The following is an 18,899-nucleotide window of genomic DNA, read 5'->3' as shown; positions in this document are numbered from 1 at the left end:
ATTCATCCCGCCATCAGTGCGCAGCCCCCAGCAGCCGGGCCCTCACGCCTTCCGCACGGAGGCTCGCCTGGGCCGCCTGGCGGGCCACCGCCAGGGCCTGGGCGGCGAGGTTGGCGAAGTGGCTGGCGCGGCCGAAGGCCAGCGCCGCGCCCGCCTCGATGCCCTCGTCCAGTTGCAGGGCGGCCTGCTCGCTGAGCACCAGGCCCAGGCCGAGCAGCCGCGACAGTTCCGAGGCCTCGGGCAGGTCCAGGCTGTCCGCGGCCTGCAGCGCCAGGCCCAGGGCGACGTTGGCCTGCAGCAGTTGCGCCAGGCCGTCGCAGAGCACGCGCCTGGGCGTGGCCGCCAGGCCCGGCGGCAGCAGGATGTCTTCCGGGTGCAGGCGCAGGCCCTGGCAGAGGGCGCCGGCGCGCAGCGCAAGGCCCGCCCGGGCGCTGGGCAGCGCAGCCAGCAGGAAGTCGCCGCTGGGCGCGTGCCAGGCGCGCAACAGCAGCCAGTCGGCCGCCTCGGCGGTGAAGGCGTCCCACTGCGCGCCGTTGACGCGGAAGCCGCCGCGCACGTGTTCTTCCGCCCGCAGCCGCTGGCCGTCGTCCTCGCCCAGGGCGCCCCACAGCGGCTCGCGCAGCAGGCTCAGGTGCAGCAGGCGTTGCAGTTGTTCGCGGCTGCCGAGCAGGCGCACGCGGGTCAGTTGCAGGTGGTGCACGGCGAACAACCGGGCCAGGCCGCCGTCGCGTTCGCAGAGGTCGCGCAGAACCTGCAGGACCTCGCGCCAGGGGCTGCCGCCGCCCCCCAGCTGGGCCGGCAGCGACAGCCGCAGCAGCCCGGATTCGCGCAGGGCGCGGGCCCAGGCGGCGGGGCCGGCGACGGCGCTCTGGAGGAACGGCTCGGCAGGGGCCTGCCGGGACGGGGCGACGCTCATGGGCACCTCGGGACGACGGGATCAGTGCCTGGGCGAATGGCGCGCGGGGAGACTGAAGCGAAGGGGTTCGGCAGCGCTCCGTTGCGCCGCGCGCGAGGCGCGGCCGGGGCGGTACTTAGAACCATATCCAAGCGGTACGGCAAGGTTAAATAACTTTTTTGCCTTAGCTGAGAACCGTCAGGGCTGCCGCTGGCCGACGGTGAGGTCGGCGGGCAGGTGGCGGGCCACTTCGGCGGCGCCGCCGGACAGGCCGAAGTCGAACGCCGGGGTGACGTTCAGCGCCTTGGGCAGCACGCCTTCGCCATGGAAGAAGTCGGCGGCCTTCTGCAGGGTGGCGGCGATGCGCTCGTCGAACACGATGGGGCTGATGCGCGCCTCGCCCACCCAGCGGCGGGTGACTTCCCGGGGCATGTTCAGGTCCTTGGCCAGGGCCGCGGCGAACTCGTCCGGGTGCTGCAGCGCCCAGACCTGGGCGCGCGCCAGGCGCGTCAGCAGGTCGGTGATGGCGGCCTTCTTGGCGGCGATGGCGGCGTCGCTGGCCAGGGCATAGGAATAGCCGGTCATGATGCCCTCGCCGTTGTCGATCACCCGCGCCTGGTCGAGCAGCACGGCGCTGGAAGTGTAGGGCTCCCAGGGCACCCAGGCGTCCACCGAGCCGCGCACCAGGGCGGCGCGGCCGTCCACCGGGCCGAGGAAGGAGAAGGTCACGTCTTCCGGCTTGAGCCCGGCACGGCGCAGCGCGCCCAGGGCCATGAAGTGGCCCCAGCCGCCGCGGTTGACGGCGATGCGCTTGCCCTTGAGCTCGGCCACCGAGTGGATGGGCGAGTCCTTGCCCACCACCAGCGCCACGGTCGCCGGGTTGAAGTGCCAGGCGCCCACGGCCTTGAGCGGCGCGCCGGCGGCGTAGACGAAGAGGAACGGGATGTCGCCGGTGAAGCCGATGTCCAGGGCGCCGGCGTTCAGTGCTTCGAGCACCGGGGCGCCGGAGGGGAAGGCGGACAGCTCCAGCTTGTACGGCAGGTTCTCCAGTTCGCCGGAGGCGCGCAGCGAGGCGTAGCGGTCGCCCTTCACGTCGCCCAGGCGCAGGGTGACGGGTTCGGCGGCGCTGGCGGCACCGGCCAGCAGGGTCGCGGCCAGCAGGCCGGCAAGGACACGCAGGGTTCGTTTCATGGGGCAATCTCCAGGCGGCTCCGCACGGAAGCCGGGGGTTGTCTTGGGCTATCCGTTCCGCCGGTGCGGTCGCCGATATTGCCGTCGTTTCCTTCAGGTAATCCCGGGGGTTCAGGGGCTCAGCGCCGCCCTCCCCGCCGCGATCCATACGCTGTCTTTCTGCGGGGTGTGCACGCGCCCGCAGAGCACGTCGCGGTAATGCCGCTGCAAGGGATTGTGGCGGCTGAGGCCGTGGTTGCCGGTCAGCTCCAGGGCTTTCTCGACCACCGCCACCGCGTTTTCGGTGACGCCGACCTTGATCAGCCCCGACTCGCTGGCCGTCAGGCGGTCGCGGCAGGCGGCGTCGAGCAGCAGGCGGTTCTGCAGCAGCAGGCCGTCGATGCCGCCAAGCGCCTCCTGCACCCGCGGCAGGCTCGCCAGCGGCGCGCCGAGGCTGGCCGGCACGCGCTCGCACAGCCAGGTGACGAGCCAGTCGCGGGCGGCCCCGGCGATGCCGTCGTAGAGTGCGCCGAGCAGCGCCGCGCTGGCCTGGGCGAAGTCGCGCAGCACGGCTTCGTCCGGCGCCGGCGGCTGGTCGTGGGGATACAGGCCGACGGCGTGTTCCAGTGGCACCGGCACGTCCTCGAAAATCACTTCATGGCTGCCGGTGGCGCGCATGCCGAGGTGATCCCAGCTTTCCACCACGCGAATGCCGGGGCTGTCGCGGCGCACCAGCCAGGTGCCCACGCGCGGCGTCGGCTCGTCGCTGCGCGCCCACACCGCCAGCCAGGTCAGGCCGGGAATGCCGGTGGTGTAGAGCTTGTGCCCGGACAGCCTCCAGCCGTCGCCTTCGCGGCGGGCCACGGTCTGCGGCAGGCCGCCGCGCGAGGGTGAGCCCAGCTCCGGCTCCACCCGCAGGCTGTTGATCAGCGCGCCCTGCTCCAGCGCCTCGCGGGCTACGCGGCGCTTCAGCGCTTCGGGCCAGTCGGGGTTGTCGGCCAGGCGCCGCAAGTGCAGGTACTGCATGCACAGCACCAGCGCGGTGGAAGGTTCGCCACGGGCCACGGCGCCGACCACCCGGCGCAGTTCGCCGAGGCTGGCGCCGGGGCCGCCGAGCACCTGCGGCAGGGCCAGGCCGAGCAGGCCGTGGCGTTGCAGCAGGGCGAGGTTGGCGTGGGGGAAGTCGCCGCTGCGGTCGTAGGCCTCGGCGCCCTCGGCCAGTTGCCGGGTGAGCACCGGCAGCAGGTCGTTGAGCGCCAGCGGCGGGGTCTGCGGGACGGTCATGGATTCAGGCCGTGGCACGCCGGCGCTCGCGCTCGGCGACCTTGGCGCGGGTCAGCGGGATCAGCTCGCGGCCGTATTCCACGGCGTCGTTGAGCGGGTCGAAACCACGGATGAGGATGCTGCGCACGCCCAGGTCGTAGTAGGCCAGCAGCGCATCGGCGACCTGCTCCGGGGTGCCGACCAGGGCGGTGGAGTTGTGCCCGCCGCCAACCAGCTTGGCGATGCCGGTCCACAGCCGCTCGTCGACGCGGTCGCCCTGCTCCACCGCCTTGAGCAGGCGCTGGGCGCCGACGCTCTGCGGCTTGCCCTTGGGAAAACCGGCCTCGCCCAGGCGCTCGCCGGCGGTCGCGCGGATCGCCTCGGCCTTGGCCCAGGCCTCTTCCTCGGTGCGCCCGAGGATCGGCCGGAACGACAGGCTGAACTCCACTTCGCGGCCATTCTGCCGCGCCTGCTCGCGCACCGCGGCGATGGTCTCGGCGGCCTGGGCCAGGGGTTCGCCCCAGAGCATGAACACGTCGGCTTGCTTGCCGGCGACCTTCAGCGCCGCCTCCGAAGAGCCGCCGAAGTACACCGGGATGTGCGGCTTCTGCTGCGGGCGGATGGCCGAGAAGGCCTGTTCCACGCGGTAGTGCTCGCCGTGGAAGTCGAAGGGCTCGGCGCTGGTCCAGGTGCGCTTGAGCACCTCGATGAATTCCTCGCTGCGGGCGTAGCGCTGGTCGTGGTCGAGGTAGTCGCCGTCCTTGCGCTGGTCGGCGTCGCTGCCGCCGCTGATGATGTGCACCGCCAGGCGCCCGTCGAGCAGGTGCTCCAGGGTGGCCAGCTTGCGCGCGGCCAGGGTCGGCGCGACGAAGCCGGGGCGGTGCGCCAGCAGGAAGTTGATCTTCGAGGTGGCCAGGCCGGCGGTGGCGGCCACCAGGAAGCCGTCCGGCTGGTCCGACCAGTAGCCGACCAGGATGCGGTCGAAGCCGGCTTCCTCGTGGGCGCGGGCGAAGGCGGCGATGTACTGCTTGTCGAGGATCGGGCCGGCCGGGGCGAGGGTTTCCGAGGCCAGGCGGTGGCCGATCATGCCGAGGAACTGGATGCTCATGGTCTGTGTTCCGTGCTCAGTGGAAGGCTTTGGCGAAGGAGGTGTCGATCACGCTGGCGGTGTCGAAGGCCTTGGGCAGCGCGCCGGTCTGCACCAGGAAGTCGGCGGTGCCCTGGTAGTCGGCGGCGGCCTGGCTGTCCACCGGGCCGACGCTCATGCCGGCCTGGCCGATCCAGTGGCGCGACACCGCCTGGTCGAGGTTGGCCTTCTTCGCCCAGATGTCGGCGTACTGCTCCTTGTGCGCCTCGACCCAGGCCCGGGCCTTCTGCAGGCGGCCGAGGAAGTCGGCGATCTGCGCGCGCTTGGGCTCGATGGAGTCGGCGTTGGCGGCGATGCTCGACAGCCCCGGCATCAGGTCGCGGGCGGTGAGGATCGGCCGCGCGCCGGAGAACACGATCTGCTGCGAGATGTACGGCTCCCACACCGGGAAGGCGTCGATGCTGCCGCGCGGCAGGGCGGCGGCGGCGTCGATCGGCATCAGTTTCACGAAGTCCACGTAGTCCTTCGGCAGGCCGGCCTTCTCCAGCGCCCGCAGGGTCAGCTGCTGGCTCCAGGCGCCGGGCCAGTATGCGACCTTCTTGCCCTTGAGGTCGGCGATGGTCTTCACCGGCGAATCCTTGGGCACCAGCAGGGCGATGGTGTCGGGGTTCTGCCGCGACACGCCGATCAGCTTCACCGGCGCGCCCTTGGCGGCCAGGAAGATGAACCCGGAATCGCCGAGGAAGCCCAGGTCCAGCGCGCCGGCCTGCAGCCCTTCGGCCACTGGCGCGGCGGACTGGAAGTGCTTCCAGTCGACCGTGTAGGGCGCGCCTTCGAGCACGCCCGAAGCCTCCATGGAGGCGCGCACGTTGTAGTAGTTCTGGTCGCCCACGCGCAGCGTCGGCAGGTCGGCGGCCTGGGCCAGGGGGGCGCCCAGCACGAGCGCGGCGATGGCGGCGCGCAGTTGTCGGGTGAACTTCATCGAGGGTTCCTCAGCCGGCGCGGCGCAATTGCGGCAGGCGGGCGACGTGGTCGTGGATGGCGGGAATCAGGCCCTGGCCGTAGCGCACGGCGTCGCCGAGCGGGTCGAAACCACGGATCAGGAAGGTGGAAACGCCCAGGCGGTAGTACTCGCCGAGGGCGGCGGCGACCTGCTCGGGGGTACCGACCAGGGCGGTGGAGTTCCAGCGCGCGCCGGTCAGCCGGGCCACGCCGGTCCACAACCGGGTGTCGAGCACCTCACCCTGTTGCGCGGCGGCCAGCAGGCGCTGCGAGCCGACGTTCTCGGGCTGGTGGTCGTTGAGCGGCAGGCCCAGGCGCGCGCGGTTCTCGCGCACCTGTTCGAGCACTTCGGCGGCGCGCTTCCAGGCGGCTTCCTCGGTGTCCGCGACTATCGGCCGGAACGACACCGAGAAGCGCGGGTCGCGACCCTGGGCCTGGGCGGCGGCGCGCACGCGGCGGATGTGGCCGTCGACCGCGGCCAGCGGCTCGCCCCAGAGCATGTAGGTGTCGGCGTGCTTGGCGGCGACCTCGATGGCGGCGTCGGAGGAGCCGCTGAAGTAGATCGGGATGTGCGGTTGCTGCCGCGGGCGCACGGCCGGCGAGGCGCCCTGGAAGCGGTAGAACTCGCCGGCGAAGTCCACCGGGCCGGTGGCGGTCCAGATGCGCCGCAGGGCAGTGAGGTACTCGTCGGTGCGGGCGTAGCGGCGGTCGTGGTCGAGGTAGTCGCCGTCGCGGGCCAGGTCCTCGTCGTTGCCGCCGCTGACCACGTTGAGGGCCAGGCGGCCGTCGCTGAACTGGTCGAGGGTGGCCAGTTGGCGCGCGGCCAGCGGCGGTGCGATCACCCCGGGGCGGTAGGCCAGGAGGATGCCCAGGCGCCGGGTGGCGGCGGCCACGAAAGAGCTGACCACGGCGCCCTCGGCGGCATTGCTGAAGTAGCCCACCAGCACGCGGTCGAAACCGGCGTCCTCATGGGCCTGGGCGAAGCGCCGGACGAAACCGGCGTCCACCGCGTCCCCCAGCGGCTGATCCACCTCGGAACTCGGGGTGGCGGTGATCATGCCGAGAATTTCCACGCTCACTGTGTTGCCCTCGCCTGGGCCGCTGCATAAGGTCGGCGGCTTTCGTTATAAGAAAAACGTCTTGGTGGACGTTGTTCTTAGAAGCTATAGGCAAGCACTTCATGATGGAAATTCATTTTTTGCATATCCTAATATGCTAATTACGCATATTCAGGGTTGAGCAAGTTGCGCGAGGGGGTTTTCGCTTTTGTAGGAGCGAGCTTGCTCGCGAACGGAGTTTTCCGGTCATGCCGGTGTCAGGCATGAGAGCGCCCTCTCCCTAACCCTCTCCCTGAAGGGAGAGGGGACCGTTGGGCAGATGCTGATGCTCTGGAATCAGCCGGCAACACCTAAATCTGCCGGCCGAAACCTGGACTTTTCTCGGCACGGACTGCCCCCTCTCCCTTCAGGGAGAGGGCTGGGGAGAGGGGACGGAGTCAACCTGGGGCGACAGCGCTGCCGGGGGAGTCTGTTCGCGAGCAAGCTCGCTCCTACAGGGGGGGGTAAGTGAGCAGATTCGAAAAACTCACCCCACCCGCATATCCAACCCGTCAGCCACCGCATTCCCAAACAACCGCGCCGGCGCCTCCAGGTTGCCGAGCAGGCGCGGGCGCACCAGCCAGAGCTGGATCAGCGGCTGGAAGTCGTCCAGTTGCAGCACCCGCAGCTGTTCGCGGTAGCGGCTGCGCGCCAGGGCCGGCGCCGGCACCAGGCCCAGGCCGCGGCCCTCGGCGACCAGGCCCAGCTGCAGTTCGCTGCCGAAGGTCTCCAGGTTCAACTGCAGGCCCAGGCCCTGGTCGGCCAGGGCGCGCTGCAGGCCGGCGCGGAAACCGCAGCCGTCGGGGTTGAGCACCCAGCCGCGCTGGTAGCAGTCGAGCAGGCGGCGGGCTTGCAGGTCGCTGTCGCGCGCCGCCACCACGCACAGGTCCATGCGCCCCAGGGGCGTGGCGCCGAGGTCGTCGGGGAACACCTTGCTCGGCGGGAACAGCACCACCGCCGCATCCAGCTCGGCGTTCTCCAGGCGCGCCAGCAGGTGACTGCCCCAGCCGCTGCCGACCTGGGCACGCAGCTCCGGGTACTCGCCGGCCAGGCGTCGCAGCGCCTCCAGCAGCACCACCTCGCCGATGCTCTGCGGCACGCCCAGGCGCAGCACGCCGCAGGGGGCGGTGTCGCTGGCCACCAGTTCGCGCAGGCCGTCCACCTCGCGCAGCACCCGGCGGCACTGCTCGTATACCCGCAGGCCGGCCGCGGTGGGCTTGAGCGGCTTGGTGTTGCGGTCCAGCAGTTCCACGCCCAGGGCCTCCTCCAGGCTCTGCACCCGGCGGGTGATGGCCGACTGGGTCAGGCCCAGGCTCTCGGCGGCCTGGCTCAGGGAAGCGTTGCGGATCACCGCGACGAAGGCGTCGATGTCATCGATCTTCATGGGACTGGCACCAATTGCATTTCTCGCATATTAGCTTAGATTCAAAATGCATTTCAGGAATAAAAACGCGTTTGCTACCGTACAGCCAGAACCTTCCGGAGTGAATACGCCCGCATGTCCGCCTCCCTGCGTCTCGACCGCCTGCGCCAGTTCATCGGCAACCTGGCCAGCCTGCTCGACGGCCATCCCGACGAAGCCACCCTGCTCGCCCGCGCCCGCCCGCTGCTGGCCGAACTGGTGCGCCACGACGACTGGCTGCCCGAGGCCTGCGCCCAGCCCGACGCGCAGCGCTACCAGCAATACCTGCTGCACGCCGATTCGCAACAGCGCTTCTCGGTGGTCAGCTTCGTCTGGGGCCCGGGCCAGCGCACGCCGGTGCACGACCATCGCGTCTGGGGCCTGATCGGCATGCTGCGTGGCGCTGAGTATTCGCAGCCCTTCGCCTTCGCCGCCGACGGCAGCCTGCAGCCGGCCGGCGAGGCGGTGCGCCTGGAGCCCGGCGAGGTGGAGGCGGTGTCGCCGCGCATCGGCGACATCCACCAGGTCAGCAACGCCTTCGCCGACCGGCCCTCCATCAGCATCCACGTCTACGGCGCCAACATCGGCGCGGTGCGGCGTGCCGTCTATACCGCCGAAGGTGAGGAAAAGCCCTTCATCTCCGGCTATTCCAACAGCCAGTTGCCCAACATCTGGGACCTGTCGAAAGAGAACCCCGCATGAGCCAGATCGCCCGCCGTACCTTCCACGACATCCGCACCGCCCTCCTCGCCCGCCGCGAGCTGGCGCTGCTGGACGTGCGCGAGGAAGACCCCTTCGCCCAGGCGCACCCGCTGTTCGCCGCCAACGTGCCGCTGTCCAGGCTGGAACTGGAGGTCTACGCCCGCGTGCCGCGCCGCGATACGCCCGTCACCGTCTACGACGACGGCGAGGGCCTGGCCGAAGTCGCCGCACAGCGCCTGCTCGACCTGGGCTACAGCGACGTGGCCCTGCTCGACGGCGGCCTGGCCGGCTGGCGCGACGCCGGCGGCGAGCTGTTCAAGGACGTCAACGTGCCGAGCAAGGCCTTCGGCGAGCTGGTGGAGGCCGAGCGCCACACCCCGTCGCTGGCCGCCGAGGACGTGCAGGCGCTGCTCGACGCCAAGGCCGACGTGGTGGTGCTGGACGCCCGCCGCTTCGACGAATACCAGACCATGAGCATCCCCACCGGCATCAGCGTGCCCGGCGCCGAGCTGGTGCTGCGCGTCGCCGAGCTGGCGCCCAGCCCGGCCACCCGGGTGATCGTCAACTGCGCCGGGCGCACCCGCAGCATCATCGGCACCCAGTCGCTGGTGAACGCCGGCATCGCCAACCCGGTGTCGGCGCTGCGCAACGGCACCATCGGCTGGACGCTGGCCGGCCAGCGACTGGAGCACGGCCAGGCGCGGCGCTTCGGTGAGGTCTCCAGCGCCACCCGCGCAGCCGCCGCCCAGCGCGCCCGCGCCGTGGCCGACCGCGCCGGCGTGGCGCGCACCGACCTGGCCGGCCTGCGCCAGTGGCAGGCCGAGGCCGGGCGCACCACCTACCTGTTCGACGTGCGCACCCCGGAGGAATACGAGGCCGGCCACCTGCCCGGCTCGCGCTCCACCCCCGGCGGCCAGTTGGTGCAGGAGACCGACCACGTCGCCAGCGTGCGCGGCGCGCGCCTGGTGCTGCTGGACGACGACGGCGTGCGCGCCAACATGAGCGCCTCCTGGCTGGCCCAGATGGGCTGGGAGGTGGCGGTGCTGGACGGGCTGTCCACCGCCGACTTCGGCGAGAAGGGCGCCTGGGCCGCCCCGCTGCCGCCGCAGCCGCAGGCCGAAACCATCGCCCCGCAGACCCTCGCCGAGTGGCTGCGCGAGCCCGGCACCCGGGTGCTCGACTTCACCGCCAGCGCCAACTACGTGAAACGCCACATTCCCGGCGCCGCCTGGGCCCTGCGCAGCCAGTTGAAGGAAGCGCTGGCACAGCTGGGCGCGGCCGAGCGCTACGTGCTCACCTGCGGCAGCAGCCTGCTGGCGCGCTTCGCCGTACCGCAGGTGCAGGCGCTGAGCGGCAAGCCGGTGTTCCTGCTCGAAGGCGGCACCGTAGCCTGGGTCGCCGCCGGCCTGCCGACCGAGGAAGGCGAGCGCCTGCTGGCCGCGCCGCGCATCGACCGCTACCGCCGCCCCTACGAGGGCACCGACAACCCGCGCGAGGCCATGCAGGGCTACCTGGACTGGGAATTCGGCCTGGTCGAGCAGCTCGGCCGCGATGGCACCCACGGCTTTTTCGTCATCTGAGGCGCCGCCACTCATCGACGTCTGTCGGTGAGTGGCGAAAAAATGACCACCTGTCGGCTGGCCGCGAAAGTGATGGGAATTTTGACGTTCTGAGGTGTCTTAGCCTGCGGAGGTGCCACCATGAACGTCACCCACCGCTACGCCATCCACTACCGGCTGCGCGAGCAGCCGCGCCGGCTGATCCACGAGTGGTCCGAGGAGCCCAACGAGTTCCTCGCCCTGCTCCAGGTCCTGCTGCACCTGGCGCAGGAGACCGGCGAGGACCCCACCGGGCTGACCGACGCCCCCCTGGACCCCAACCTGATCCCCAACCTGCGGCACAGCGCCGATCGCGTGGGGGTCACCCGCGTGCGCATCGTCCCGATCAACTGAGCCGGTTCAGGCCACCTCGCGCCGCCGCCACTGCGGCAGGCTGATCAGCACCACCGCCCCGATGATCACCGCCATCGCCAGCGCCTCCGGCCAGCCGATGTGCTCGCCGGCGAACAGCACCCCGAGCAGCACGGCCACCGCCGGGTTGACGAAGGCATAGCTGGTGGCCGCCGCCGGGCGCACGTTGGCCAGCAGGTAGACGTAGGCGCTGAAGGCGATGATCGAACCGAACACCACCAGGTAGCCCAGCGCCAGCCAGCCGCGCAGGTCCGGCAGCTGCTGCAGGTGCTCGCCGGAAAGCTGGCTGCCGATCAGCAGCGCGGCGCCGCCCACCAGCATCTCCAGCGCACTGGCCATGGGCCCGGCCGGCAGGTCCAGGCGCCGGCTCCACACCGAACCGAAGGCCCAGGCCGCGGCGGCGAAGAGGATCAGCGCGGCGCCCGCCGGGCTGCCCTGCAGGTTGGAGCCGAGGTTGAGCAGCACGATGCCGCACAGCCCCAGGCCGATGCCACCCCACTCCAGCAGAGTGTTGCGCTGGCCGAACAGGCGCGCGAACACCAGGGTGAACAGCGGCACCGTGGCCACCGCCAGGGCGGCGACGCCCGAGGCCACGCCCCAGTGCTCGGCCACCGTCACCCCGCCGTTGCCGCAGCTGAGCAGGAGCACGCCGATGGCCCCCGCGTTCAGCCATTGCCGGCCGCTGGGCAACGGCGCGCCGCGGTACAGCGCCCAGGCCAGCAGCAGCGCGCCGGCAATGACGAAGCGGCAGCCGGCCATGAGCATCGGCGGCCAGCTTTCCACGCCGATGCGGATCACCAGGTAGGTCGAGCCCCAGATGAAGTAGAGGGCGAAGAAGGCAGCGATCAGCGTCAGCGAGACGCGGGCTTTGGGCATGGGCATGACGGACATGGCAGCGGGCTCGACAAGTGGGTCGTAGCGCCTCATTTTATTAAGTGCTCCTGTGCCCTATAAGGCACAGAGAACGCATTATCTGGCGTAACACTTTTCTTTCGACGGATTTTCACCAGGAAAGCCATCGATTCCACAGACGAGAAAAACCGATGGACAAATACGACCGCGCACTGCTCGCCGCCCTGCTGGAAAACGGCCGCCTGTCCTTCGCCGAACTGGCCCGGCGCATCAACCTCTCGCCGCCGGCGGTGGCCGACCGCGTGGCGCGCCTGGAGGCCGAGGGGGTGATCACCGGCTACCACGCCAGCGTAGACCTGACCAAGCTCGGCCGCCCGATCCAGTGCCTGATCGAACTGCGCCTGAACGACCACCGCGGCGCCCTGCAGCTGCAACGCCTGACGGAAATCCCCCAGGTGCTCGACTGCTACCGGGTGACCGGCGAATCCTGTGTGATGCTGCGGGTGACGGTGACCAGCACCGCGGAGCTGGAAGAGCTGATCGATCAACTGGCGCAGCATGGGGCGAGCAAGACTTCGCTGATCCTCTCGACCACGCTGGATGGGCGGGTGCATCCGGCGATGTTGCAGGGGGGGTAGAAAGAGGCTGCAAGCTGCAAGCTGCAAGCTGCAAGCGAGCAGGATGGGGGCTCTTCGTAGGAGCGAGCTTGCTCGCGAACAGTGCTTGCCGGCGGGCTTGGGAGTTGGGCTGTAGAGCGCCCTCTCCCTAACCCTCTCCCTGAAGGGAGAGGGGACCGTTCGGCGTGCTTGGCTGTCATGGAGTTAGCCGGCAGCACTAAGGTTCTCAGCTGAAACCATTTGTTCTCTCGGCACGGACTAGCCCCCTCTCCCTTCAGGGAGAGGGCTGGGGAGAGGGGACGGAGTCGACCTGAGACGATAGCGCTGCCGGGAGAGGCTGTTCGCGAGCAAGCTCGCTCCTACAAAAAACAAAACGCCCTTACCAGCCACGCAAAAAAAGAGGCGGCGCCGCTCGCACGGCACCGCCTTAAGTCACGGAGTTGCTGTTACATCGTGGGCCGGCCAGGGCCGCCCGATGTATTGGATTACTTTTCCACGATCGCGGTCACACCTTGCCCGCCCGCGGCGCAGATCGAGATCAGTCCGCGCCCTTTCCCGGCCGCGTCCAGCAGCTTGGCCAGGTTGGCGACGATGCGCCCGCCGGTGGCGGCGAAGGGGTGGCCGGCGGCCAGGGAGCTGCCCTTGACGTTGAGCTTGCCGCGGTCGATCGAGCCCAGCGGCGCGTCCAGGCCGAGGCGGGTCTTGCAGTATTCCGCGTCTTCCCAGGCCTTGAGGGTGCACAGCACCTGGGCGGCGAAGGCTTCGTGGATTTCGTAGTAGTCAAAGTCCTGCAGGCCCAGGCCGTTGCGCGCGAGCAGCCGCGGCACGGCGTAGACCGGCGCCATCAGCAGGCCCTCGGCGCCCTCGCCGACGAAGTTCACCGCCGCCGCCTCGCCATCGCGGAAGTACGCCAGGATCGGCAGGCCGCGCGCTTTCGCCCAGTCCTCGCTGGCCAGCAGCACCACCGAGGCGCCGTCGGTCAGCGGCGTGGAGTTGGCCGCCGTCAGGGTGCCGCGCGGGCCCTTCTCGAACACCGGCTTGAGGGTGCCAAGCTTCTCCAGGTTGATGTCCGGGCGCAGGTTCTGGTCGCGGGTCAGGCCTCGGAACGGCGTCATCAGGTCGTTCTGCCAGCCCTCGGCGTAGGCCGCGGCCAGCTTGATGTGGCTTTCGTAGGCGAGCCTGTCCTGCTCGTCGCGGGGGATCTGCCAGGTCTGCGCCATCAGCTCGCAGTGCTCGCCCATGGACAGCCCGGTGCGCGGCTCGCCGTTGCGCGGGATGTGCGGCATCAGGTGGCGTGGGCGGATCTTCAGCAGGCTCTTGAGCTTGTCGCCGTTGGACTTGCCGCGGTTGGCCTCCAGCAGGATGCGCCGCAGCCCCTCGTTGACGCCGATGGGCGCGTCGGAGGTGGTGTCCACGCCGCCGGCGATGCCGCACTCGATCTGCCCCAGGGCGATCTTGTTGGCCACCAGGATCGCCGCCTCAAGGCCCGTGTCGCAGGCCTGCTGGACGTCGTAGGCCGGGGTTTCCGCGGCCAGGCGGGTGCCCAGCACGCATTCGCGGGTCAGGTTGAAATCCCGCGAGTGCTTCAGCACCGCGCCGGCCACCACCTCGCCCAGGCGCTCGCCATGCAGGCTGTAGCGCTCGATCAGGCCGTCGAGGGCACTGGTGAGCATCTCCTGGTTGCTCGCCGTGGCGTAGACGGTATTGGAGCGGGCGAAGGGGATACGGTTGCCGCCGACGATGGCGACCCGTCGGGTCTGGGTCATGCAAGGCTCCTTGCGGGCTGAGCGGGTTGTGGCGCACAGGCTAACCTTAGCCGGTCCCGTCGCATTGGCCGCCCCGCCATGGCGCAGGTCAGCGCGGTCAATTGCGCGGAACCGGTGCCTGCGTAGAGTGGTCGGCACTTCGAGTATCCGTGCAGGAGCCCCCGTCCATGACCGATCGCTACATCGCCTTCGCCAACTCCAACGTCGGCCGCCGCCTGGTCGGCGCCTTCGGCCTGCCCGCGCCGGTACGCCTGGAACGCTGGAGCGCCGGGCGCACCCGGCCGGTGGACGGCGCCCTGCTGCTGGGTGGGGTGGGCAACCTGGGCGAGGCCGTGCTGGGCTTCAGCCAGCGCCTGACCGACGCCGTGTACGCCGCCGTGGAAGGCCAGTACGGCCTGCCGCGCTGGACCGCCGAGCACGGCCCGAAGCTCAAGGCCATGGTGTTCGACGCCAGCGGCCTGGCCGGCTTCGACCAGCTGATCGAACTGCGCAACTTCTTCCAGGGCGCCCTCAAGGGCCTGGACCTGTGCCCCCACGTGGTCATCCTCGGGCGCGCCCCGGAAACCCTGAAGGACCCGGTCGCCGCCAGCGTGCAGCGCAGCCTGGAAGGCTTCAGCCGTTCCCTGGGCAAGGAAATCCGCCGCGGCGGCAACGTGCAGCTGCTGTACGTCGGCAAGGGCGCCGAGGACCAGCTCGAAGGCGCCCTGCGCTTCTTCCTCTCGCCCAGGAGCGCCTACGTTTCCGGCCAGGTGATCCGCCTTTCGGCCTACGCCGGGCAGGTGCAGGACTGGAGCCGCCCGCTGGTGGGCAAGCGCGCCCTGGTCACGGGCGCCGCCCGCGGCATAGGCGCGGCCATCGCCGAAACCCTGGCCCGCGACGGCGCCGAGGTGGTGCTGCTCGACGTGCCGCCGGCCAAGGACGCCCTCGACGCCCTGGCCGCGCGCCTGGGCGGCCAGGGCGTGGCCCTGGACATCTGCGCGCCGGACGCCGGCGAGAAGCTGGTGGAAGCGCTGCCCGAGGGCGTCGACATCGTGGTGCACAACGCCGGCATCACCCGCGACAAGACGGTGGCGAAGATGAGCGAGGCGTTCTGGAGCTCGGTGATCGACGTCAACCTCAAGGCCCCGCAGGTGCTCACCCAGGCCCTGCTGGACGCCGGCAAGCTGCACGACGACGGCCGCGTGGTGCTGCTGGCCTCCATCAGCGGCATCGCCGGCAACCTCGGGCAGACCAACTACGCGGTGAGCAAGGCCGGCCTGATCGGCCTGGCCCAGGCCTGGGCCCCGGCGCTGGGCAAGAAGGGCATCAGCATCAACGCGGTGGCCCCGGGCTTCATCGAGACGCAGATGACCGCGGCCATCCCCCTGACCATCCGCGAGGCCGGCCGACGCATGAACTCCATGGGCCAGGGCGGCCTGCCCCAGGACGTGGCCGAGGCCGTGGCCTGGTTCGCCCAGCCGGGCAGCGGGGCGGTGAGTGGGCAGGTGTTGCGGGTTTGCGGGCAGAGTTTGCTTGGGGCGTGAGGGCCGGCTCTGCCGGGGGCGCGGATGAGTCCTACGTTATTTCCAGGTGACCTGGGTGTTTCGGTCGAACTCCGCCCCTCTCCCTAACCCTCTCCCTGAAGGGAGAGGGGACCGTTCGGAGCGCTTGGATACTCTGGAGTCAGCCGGCTAGCACAGAGGTTTCCGGCGGAAACCATCACCTTTCTCGGCACGGACTAGCCCCCTCTCCCTTCAGGGCGGGGCGCGCAGCCGAGGGCTGGGGAGAGGGCGCTCTTCAAGGCAAGCACCGAAACCACCGGCAGAACAGCGTTCGCGAGCAAGCTCGCTCCTACGAAGAGCAGGTTTCGGCCAGCGGCCTCATGCCTTCCCGCGCTTGCGGAACTCCACCGGCGTCTCCCCCACCCAGCGTTTGAAAGCTCGGTAGAAGGTACTCGGCTCGGAGAACCCAGTGCGCTCGACGATCACCTCGATGCGCTCGTCGGTCTTCAGCAGCAGTTCCTTGGCCAGGCGGCAGCGGTAGTCGGTGACCAGGTCGTTGAAGCGCACCCCGGCCATGGCCAGGCGTTCGCGCAGGCGCCGGGCCGGCATGTCCAGGCGCGCGGCCACCTGCTCCAGGGTGGCGCCGCCGTCCACCAGCAGCTCGCCGATCAGCTCGCGCACCTTGCGCACCAGGTCCAGGCGCTCCACTTCCGCCAGCTGCCGGCGCGCCAGCGATTCGTGCATGCGCAGCAGCTCCGGCGCGGCGTGGCGCGAGGGCTTGTCCAGCACCGCGGCGTCGAACTCCAGGGCGTAGCGCTCGGCGCCCAGGCGCACCGGGCAGCCATAGACCTGTCGATAACGTTCGGCGGGGGCGCCCTGCTCGTGCATCAGCTGCACCTCGCGGGGCCTGAAGTCGCCTTCGGTGAGCGCGTGGAACAGGCGGATCACCGCGCCGGCGAGCATTTCCGGGAAGTGCCGGTTGGTGCCGGCGCTGTGGCCGAGCAGCAGCACGGCGCGCTCGCCTTCCACTTCCAGGCGGGCGTTGAGGGTGTCGGAGAGCAGGCGCACGTAGCGCAGGGCGTGGCGCAGGCCTTCGCCGAAGGTGGCGCTGGAGAGGAACAGGTATTCCAGCAGCAGGCCGTGGAAGGCCGGCAGGTGCCCGGCCAGGTACAGGCCGACGTGTTCTTCGCCGCATTCCTCGGCGGCGGCCTTCCAGAACAGGTTCTGCGCGCTATGGGGGAAGCGCCCGGCCGGCAGGGCGCCCGGCGGCAGGCCAACCCGGGCGAGCACACGGTCGGGATCGCTGCCGCTGGCGCGCAGCGCGTCGATCACCGGGCGCATCAGCGCCACATCGTCGGTCAGATCGTGCATGGTATTTATTCTGGTTATCCATGAAGCGGGCCCATCTTAGGCAGCTTTCCCACCGCCTCTCAAGTAACACGCCATGGCAGCGGTCGATTTATCCACAAGCCCCATGCCAGAGCCGCCGATTGACCGGCCTGCCGGCAGGCCGCCCCGCCCCGGCCAATGCCCGGCCGGGCCCGGCGGCTAAGCTGAAGGTAATTCCGCTCAGGAGATTGTCGATGCCCAAAGACTGGCTGGACCTGTCCGCCCCACCCGCCCTGCCCGGCCTGTTCCTGCGCGCCGCCGTACGCCGCGGCCTGCGCGGCCGCAGCCTGCCCACCCGCGGCGTGCGCGCGCCGGTGATGGTCGATGCCCGGCACCTGGAGCGCTATCGCCAGGTGTGCGGCTTCAGGAACGACCACCTGCTGCCGCCGACCTACCCGCACATCCTCGCCTTCGGCCTGCAGATGGGCCTGCTCACCGACGCCCGCTTCCCCTTCCCGCTGCTGGGCCTGGTGCACCTGGAGAACCGTATCAGCGTATTGCGCCCGCTCGGCGGCCTGGGCCCGTTCCAGGCCAGCGTGCGGGTGGCCGACCTGCAGCCCCACGACAAGGGCGTGACCTTCAGCCTCGTCACCCAGCTGCACGACCAGCTCGGCCTGCTATGGGAAGGCGACAGCCGCATCCTGTTCCGCGGCATGCGCCTGGAAGGTACGCCGCCGGAGCGCCAGGAGCCGCCCGAACTGCCGCTGGAGCAGATCGACCACTGGCTGTGCCCGGCGGACATCGGCCGGCGCTACGCCCGGGTGGCCGGCGACTACAACCCCATCCACCTGTCGGCGGCCAGCGCCAGGCTGTTCGGCTTCCCCCGCGCCATCGCCCACGGCCTGTGGAACAAGGCGCGCAGCCTGGCGGCCCTGGGCGAGCGCCTGCCGGCGGCCGGCTACCAGGTGGAGGTGCGCTTCCAGAAGCCGGTGCTGCTGCCCTCCAGCGTCACCCTGCTGGCCAGCGAGGTGGCCCCGGCCGGGCAGTTCGCCCTGCGCGGGGCGGACGGCCTGCCGCACATGGCCGGCGCCTGGAAACCGCTCGACGCTTGATGCGGCGGCGCCGAAGCCGGAAGCTATGGGGCTCCCAAGGAGCCCCCGATGAACCTCGACGAACTCACCGCGCGCCTGCACGCGATCCGCGACCACAACCACTGGAAGCGCTTCCACAGCCCGAAGAACCTGGCCATGGCCGCCAGCGTGGAAATGGCCGAGCTGGTGGAAATCTTCCAGTGGCTGACCGAGGACGAGTCGCGCCGCCTGCCGGCCGACAAGCTCGCCCACGCCGGCCAGGAAGTCGGCGACATCGTCCTCTACCTGCTGCTGCTCTGCGCCGAACTGGGCCTGGACATGGACCAGGTGGTGCGCGCCAAGCTGGCCGACAGCGAAAGGCGCTTCGTGCATGGCTGACCGGCATTTCGACGAGCTGGCCACGCGCTTCGCCGAGAAGATCTACGGCGGCGCCAAGGGCGCCATCCGCCTGGCCGTACTGCAGGCCGACCTGGCCGAAGCGCTGCCCGAGCGCCCGCTGCGCGTGCTCGACATAGGCGCGGGCCTGGGCCACATGGCGCTGTGGCTGGCCGAGCGCGGCCACCAGGTGACCCTCGCCGAACCCGCCGCGCCCATGCTCGAAGGCGCCCGCCAGCGCTTCGCCGAGGCCGGCCGCGCGGCCACCTTCATCGAGGCGCCCTGGCAGGAGCTGCTAGGCCGCCTCGACGAACCCTACGACCTGGTGCTGTGCCACGCCGTGCTGGAATGGCTGGCCGAGCCCCAGGCCATCCTCCCCGTGCTGCACCAGCTGACCGCCCGCGACGGCTGGCTGTCGCTGGCCTTCTACAACCGCGACGCGCTCATCTACCGCAACCTGCTCAAGGGCCACTTCCGCAAGCTGCGCAAGCAGCGCTTCGCCGGCGAGGGCCAGAGCCTGACGCCGCAGCAGCCGCTGGACCCGCGCGAGCTGGAAGCGGCCATGGCCGCCAGCTGGAACATCGAGGCACGCAGCGGCGTGCGGGTGTTCCACGACTACATGCCGCAGGAGTTCCAGCACAAGGCCGAGCCCCTGGACCTGGTGGAAATGGAACTGGCCTACCGCCGCCACCCGGCCTTCGCCGGCCTGGGCCGCTACCTGCACTGGCTGTGCCGCCCGCGCGAATAGGTGCACAATCGCCGCATCACCGTCGTCGCCCGTGCCCCGGCGCGGGCGGGAG

18 protein-coding genes are annotated in these 18,899 nt (G+C 70.5%); 8 read left to right on the top strand and 10 right to left on the bottom strand.

All coding sequences use genetic code 11. The features are described from left to right. Positions 1-13: 13 nt before the first annotated feature. From VV867_RS00950 to VV867_RS00920, 7 genes are all read right to left on the bottom strand, one after another. Positions 14-916 (bottom strand): acyl-CoA dehydrogenase family protein, encoded by a 903-nt coding sequence (locus VV867_RS00950; RefSeq protein ID WP_275628513.1) that lies wholly within the window; start codon positions 914-916, stop codon positions 14-16. A 177-nt stretch (positions 917-1,093) separates the two neighbouring features. Then, positions 1,094-2,086, bottom strand: coding sequence for an ABC transporter substrate-binding protein (locus VV867_RS00945; RefSeq protein WP_275628512.1), 993 nt, complete (start codon positions 2,084-2,086; stop codon positions 1,094-1,096). Positions 2,087-2,197: 111 nt separating this feature from the next. After that, positions 2,198-3,349, bottom strand: coding sequence for an acyl-CoA dehydrogenase family protein (locus VV867_RS00940; RefSeq protein WP_328565403.1), 1,152 nt, complete (start codon positions 3,347-3,349; stop codon positions 2,198-2,200). A 4-nt stretch (positions 3,350-3,353) separates the two neighbouring features. Beyond that, entirely contained in the window at positions 3,354-4,436 is a 1,083-nt protein-coding gene (locus tag VV867_RS00935; protein ID WP_328565402.1) for an LLM class flavin-dependent oxidoreductase, read from the bottom strand. Positions 4,437-4,452: 16 nt separating this feature from the next. Continuing rightward, positions 4,453-5,397 (bottom strand): ABC transporter substrate-binding protein, encoded by a 945-nt coding sequence (locus VV867_RS00930; RefSeq protein WP_328565401.1) that lies wholly within the window; start codon positions 5,395-5,397, stop codon positions 4,453-4,455. A 10-nt stretch (positions 5,398-5,407) separates the two neighbouring features. Beyond that, the gene (locus VV867_RS00925; RefSeq protein WP_328565400.1) at positions 5,408-6,475 is read right to left on the bottom strand and encodes an LLM class flavin-dependent oxidoreductase; all 1,068 of its coding nucleotides are present in this window, start codon (positions 6,473-6,475) and stop codon (positions 5,408-5,410) included. A gap of 526 nt (positions 6,476-7,001) precedes the next feature. Next, positions 7,002-7,898 carry a LysR family transcriptional regulator gene (locus tag VV867_RS00920; RefSeq protein WP_275628508.1) on the bottom strand — a complete coding sequence of 299 codons (897 nt, stop codon included), beginning with the start codon at positions 7,896-7,898 and terminating at the stop codon, positions 7,002-7,004. A 114-nt stretch (positions 7,899-8,012) separates the two neighbouring features. On the opposite strand from VV867_RS00920, the gene VV867_RS00915 reads away from it, so the two are divergent. The 3 genes from VV867_RS00915 to VV867_RS00905 all read left to right on the top strand — a co-directional run bounded on the left by VV867_RS00915 (position 8,013) and on the right by VV867_RS00905 (position 10,570). Beyond that, positions 8,013-8,618: a 3-mercaptopropionate dioxygenase gene (locus VV867_RS00915; protein WP_328565399.1), complete on the top strand. Its 606-nt coding sequence runs from the start codon at positions 8,013-8,015 to the stop codon at positions 8,616-8,618. Further along, a complete protein-coding gene (locus tag VV867_RS00910) occupies positions 8,615-10,198 on the top strand; it encodes a rhodanese homology domain-containing protein (RefSeq protein WP_328565398.1) in 1,584 nt (527 codons plus the stop codon). The genes VV867_RS00915 and VV867_RS00910 overlap by 4 nt, the downstream gene beginning before the upstream one ends. A gap of 120 nt (positions 10,199-10,318) precedes the next feature. After that, the gene (locus tag VV867_RS00905) at positions 10,319-10,570 is read left to right on the top strand and encodes a hypothetical protein (protein WP_089390137.1); all 252 of its coding nucleotides are present in this window, start codon (positions 10,319-10,321) and stop codon (positions 10,568-10,570) included. A 6-nt stretch (positions 10,571-10,576) separates the two neighbouring features. On the opposite strand, the gene yedA is transcribed toward VV867_RS00905, so the two are convergent. After that, positions 10,577-11,464, bottom strand: a complete 888-nt coding sequence (gene yedA, locus VV867_RS00900) for a drug/metabolite exporter YedA (RefSeq protein ID WP_328565457.1) — start codon at positions 11,462-11,464, stop codon at positions 10,577-10,579. Between the two features lie 167 nt (positions 11,465-11,631). On the opposite strand from yedA, the gene VV867_RS00895 reads away from it, so the two are divergent. Next, positions 11,632-12,078 (top strand): Lrp/AsnC family transcriptional regulator, encoded by a 447-nt coding sequence (locus VV867_RS00895; protein WP_089390136.1) that lies wholly within the window; start codon positions 11,632-11,634, stop codon positions 12,076-12,078. A gap of 464 nt (positions 12,079-12,542) precedes the next feature. Here VV867_RS00895 and VV867_RS00890 read toward each other — a convergent pair whose 3' ends face one another. Then, positions 12,543-13,823: an acetyl-CoA C-acetyltransferase gene (locus VV867_RS00890; RefSeq protein ID WP_328565397.1), complete on the bottom strand. Its 1,281-nt coding sequence runs from the start codon at positions 13,821-13,823 to the stop codon at positions 12,543-12,545. 167 nt (positions 13,824-13,990) lie between these two features. Between VV867_RS00890 and VV867_RS00885 the strand changes: the two genes are divergently transcribed. Further along, positions 13,991-15,346 carry a 3-oxoacyl-ACP reductase gene (locus VV867_RS00885; protein WP_109933645.1) on the top strand — a complete coding sequence of 452 codons (1,356 nt, stop codon included), beginning with the start codon at positions 13,991-13,993 and terminating at the stop codon, positions 15,344-15,346. Positions 15,347-15,682: 336 nt separating this feature from the next. On the opposite strand, the gene VV867_RS00880 is transcribed toward VV867_RS00885, so the two are convergent. After that, the gene (locus tag VV867_RS00880) at positions 15,683-16,675 is read right to left on the bottom strand and encodes an AraC family transcriptional regulator (protein WP_109933644.1); all 993 of its coding nucleotides are present in this window, start codon (positions 16,673-16,675) and stop codon (positions 15,683-15,685) included. 212 nt (positions 16,676-16,887) lie between these two features. On the opposite strand from VV867_RS00880, the gene VV867_RS00875 reads away from it, so the two are divergent. From VV867_RS00875 to VV867_RS00865, 3 genes are read left to right on the top strand one after another with little or no spacing between them, the layout of a single operon-like run. Then, positions 16,888-17,745 (top strand): MaoC family dehydratase, encoded by an 858-nt coding sequence (locus VV867_RS00875; protein ID WP_328565396.1) that lies wholly within the window; start codon positions 16,888-16,890, stop codon positions 17,743-17,745. Between the two features lie 48 nt (positions 17,746-17,793). Beyond that, on the top strand, positions 17,794-18,102 hold the full coding sequence (locus tag VV867_RS00870) for a MazG-like family protein (RefSeq protein WP_328565395.1): 309 nt from the start codon (positions 17,794-17,796) through the stop codon (positions 18,100-18,102). Next, positions 18,095-18,847: a methyltransferase gene (locus VV867_RS00865; RefSeq protein ID WP_328565394.1), complete on the top strand. Its 753-nt coding sequence runs from the start codon at positions 18,095-18,097 to the stop codon at positions 18,845-18,847. The genes VV867_RS00870 and VV867_RS00865 overlap by 8 nt, the downstream gene beginning before the upstream one ends. Positions 18,848-18,899: the final 52 nt, after the last annotated feature.

It is taken from the genome of Pseudomonas sp. JH-2 (assembly GCF_036231725.1).
Classification (GTDB): Bacteria; Pseudomonadota; Gammaproteobacteria; order Pseudomonadales; family Pseudomonadaceae; genus Pseudomonas; species Pseudomonas delhiensis.
This window is presented reverse-complemented; position numbering and strand designations above follow the sequence as displayed.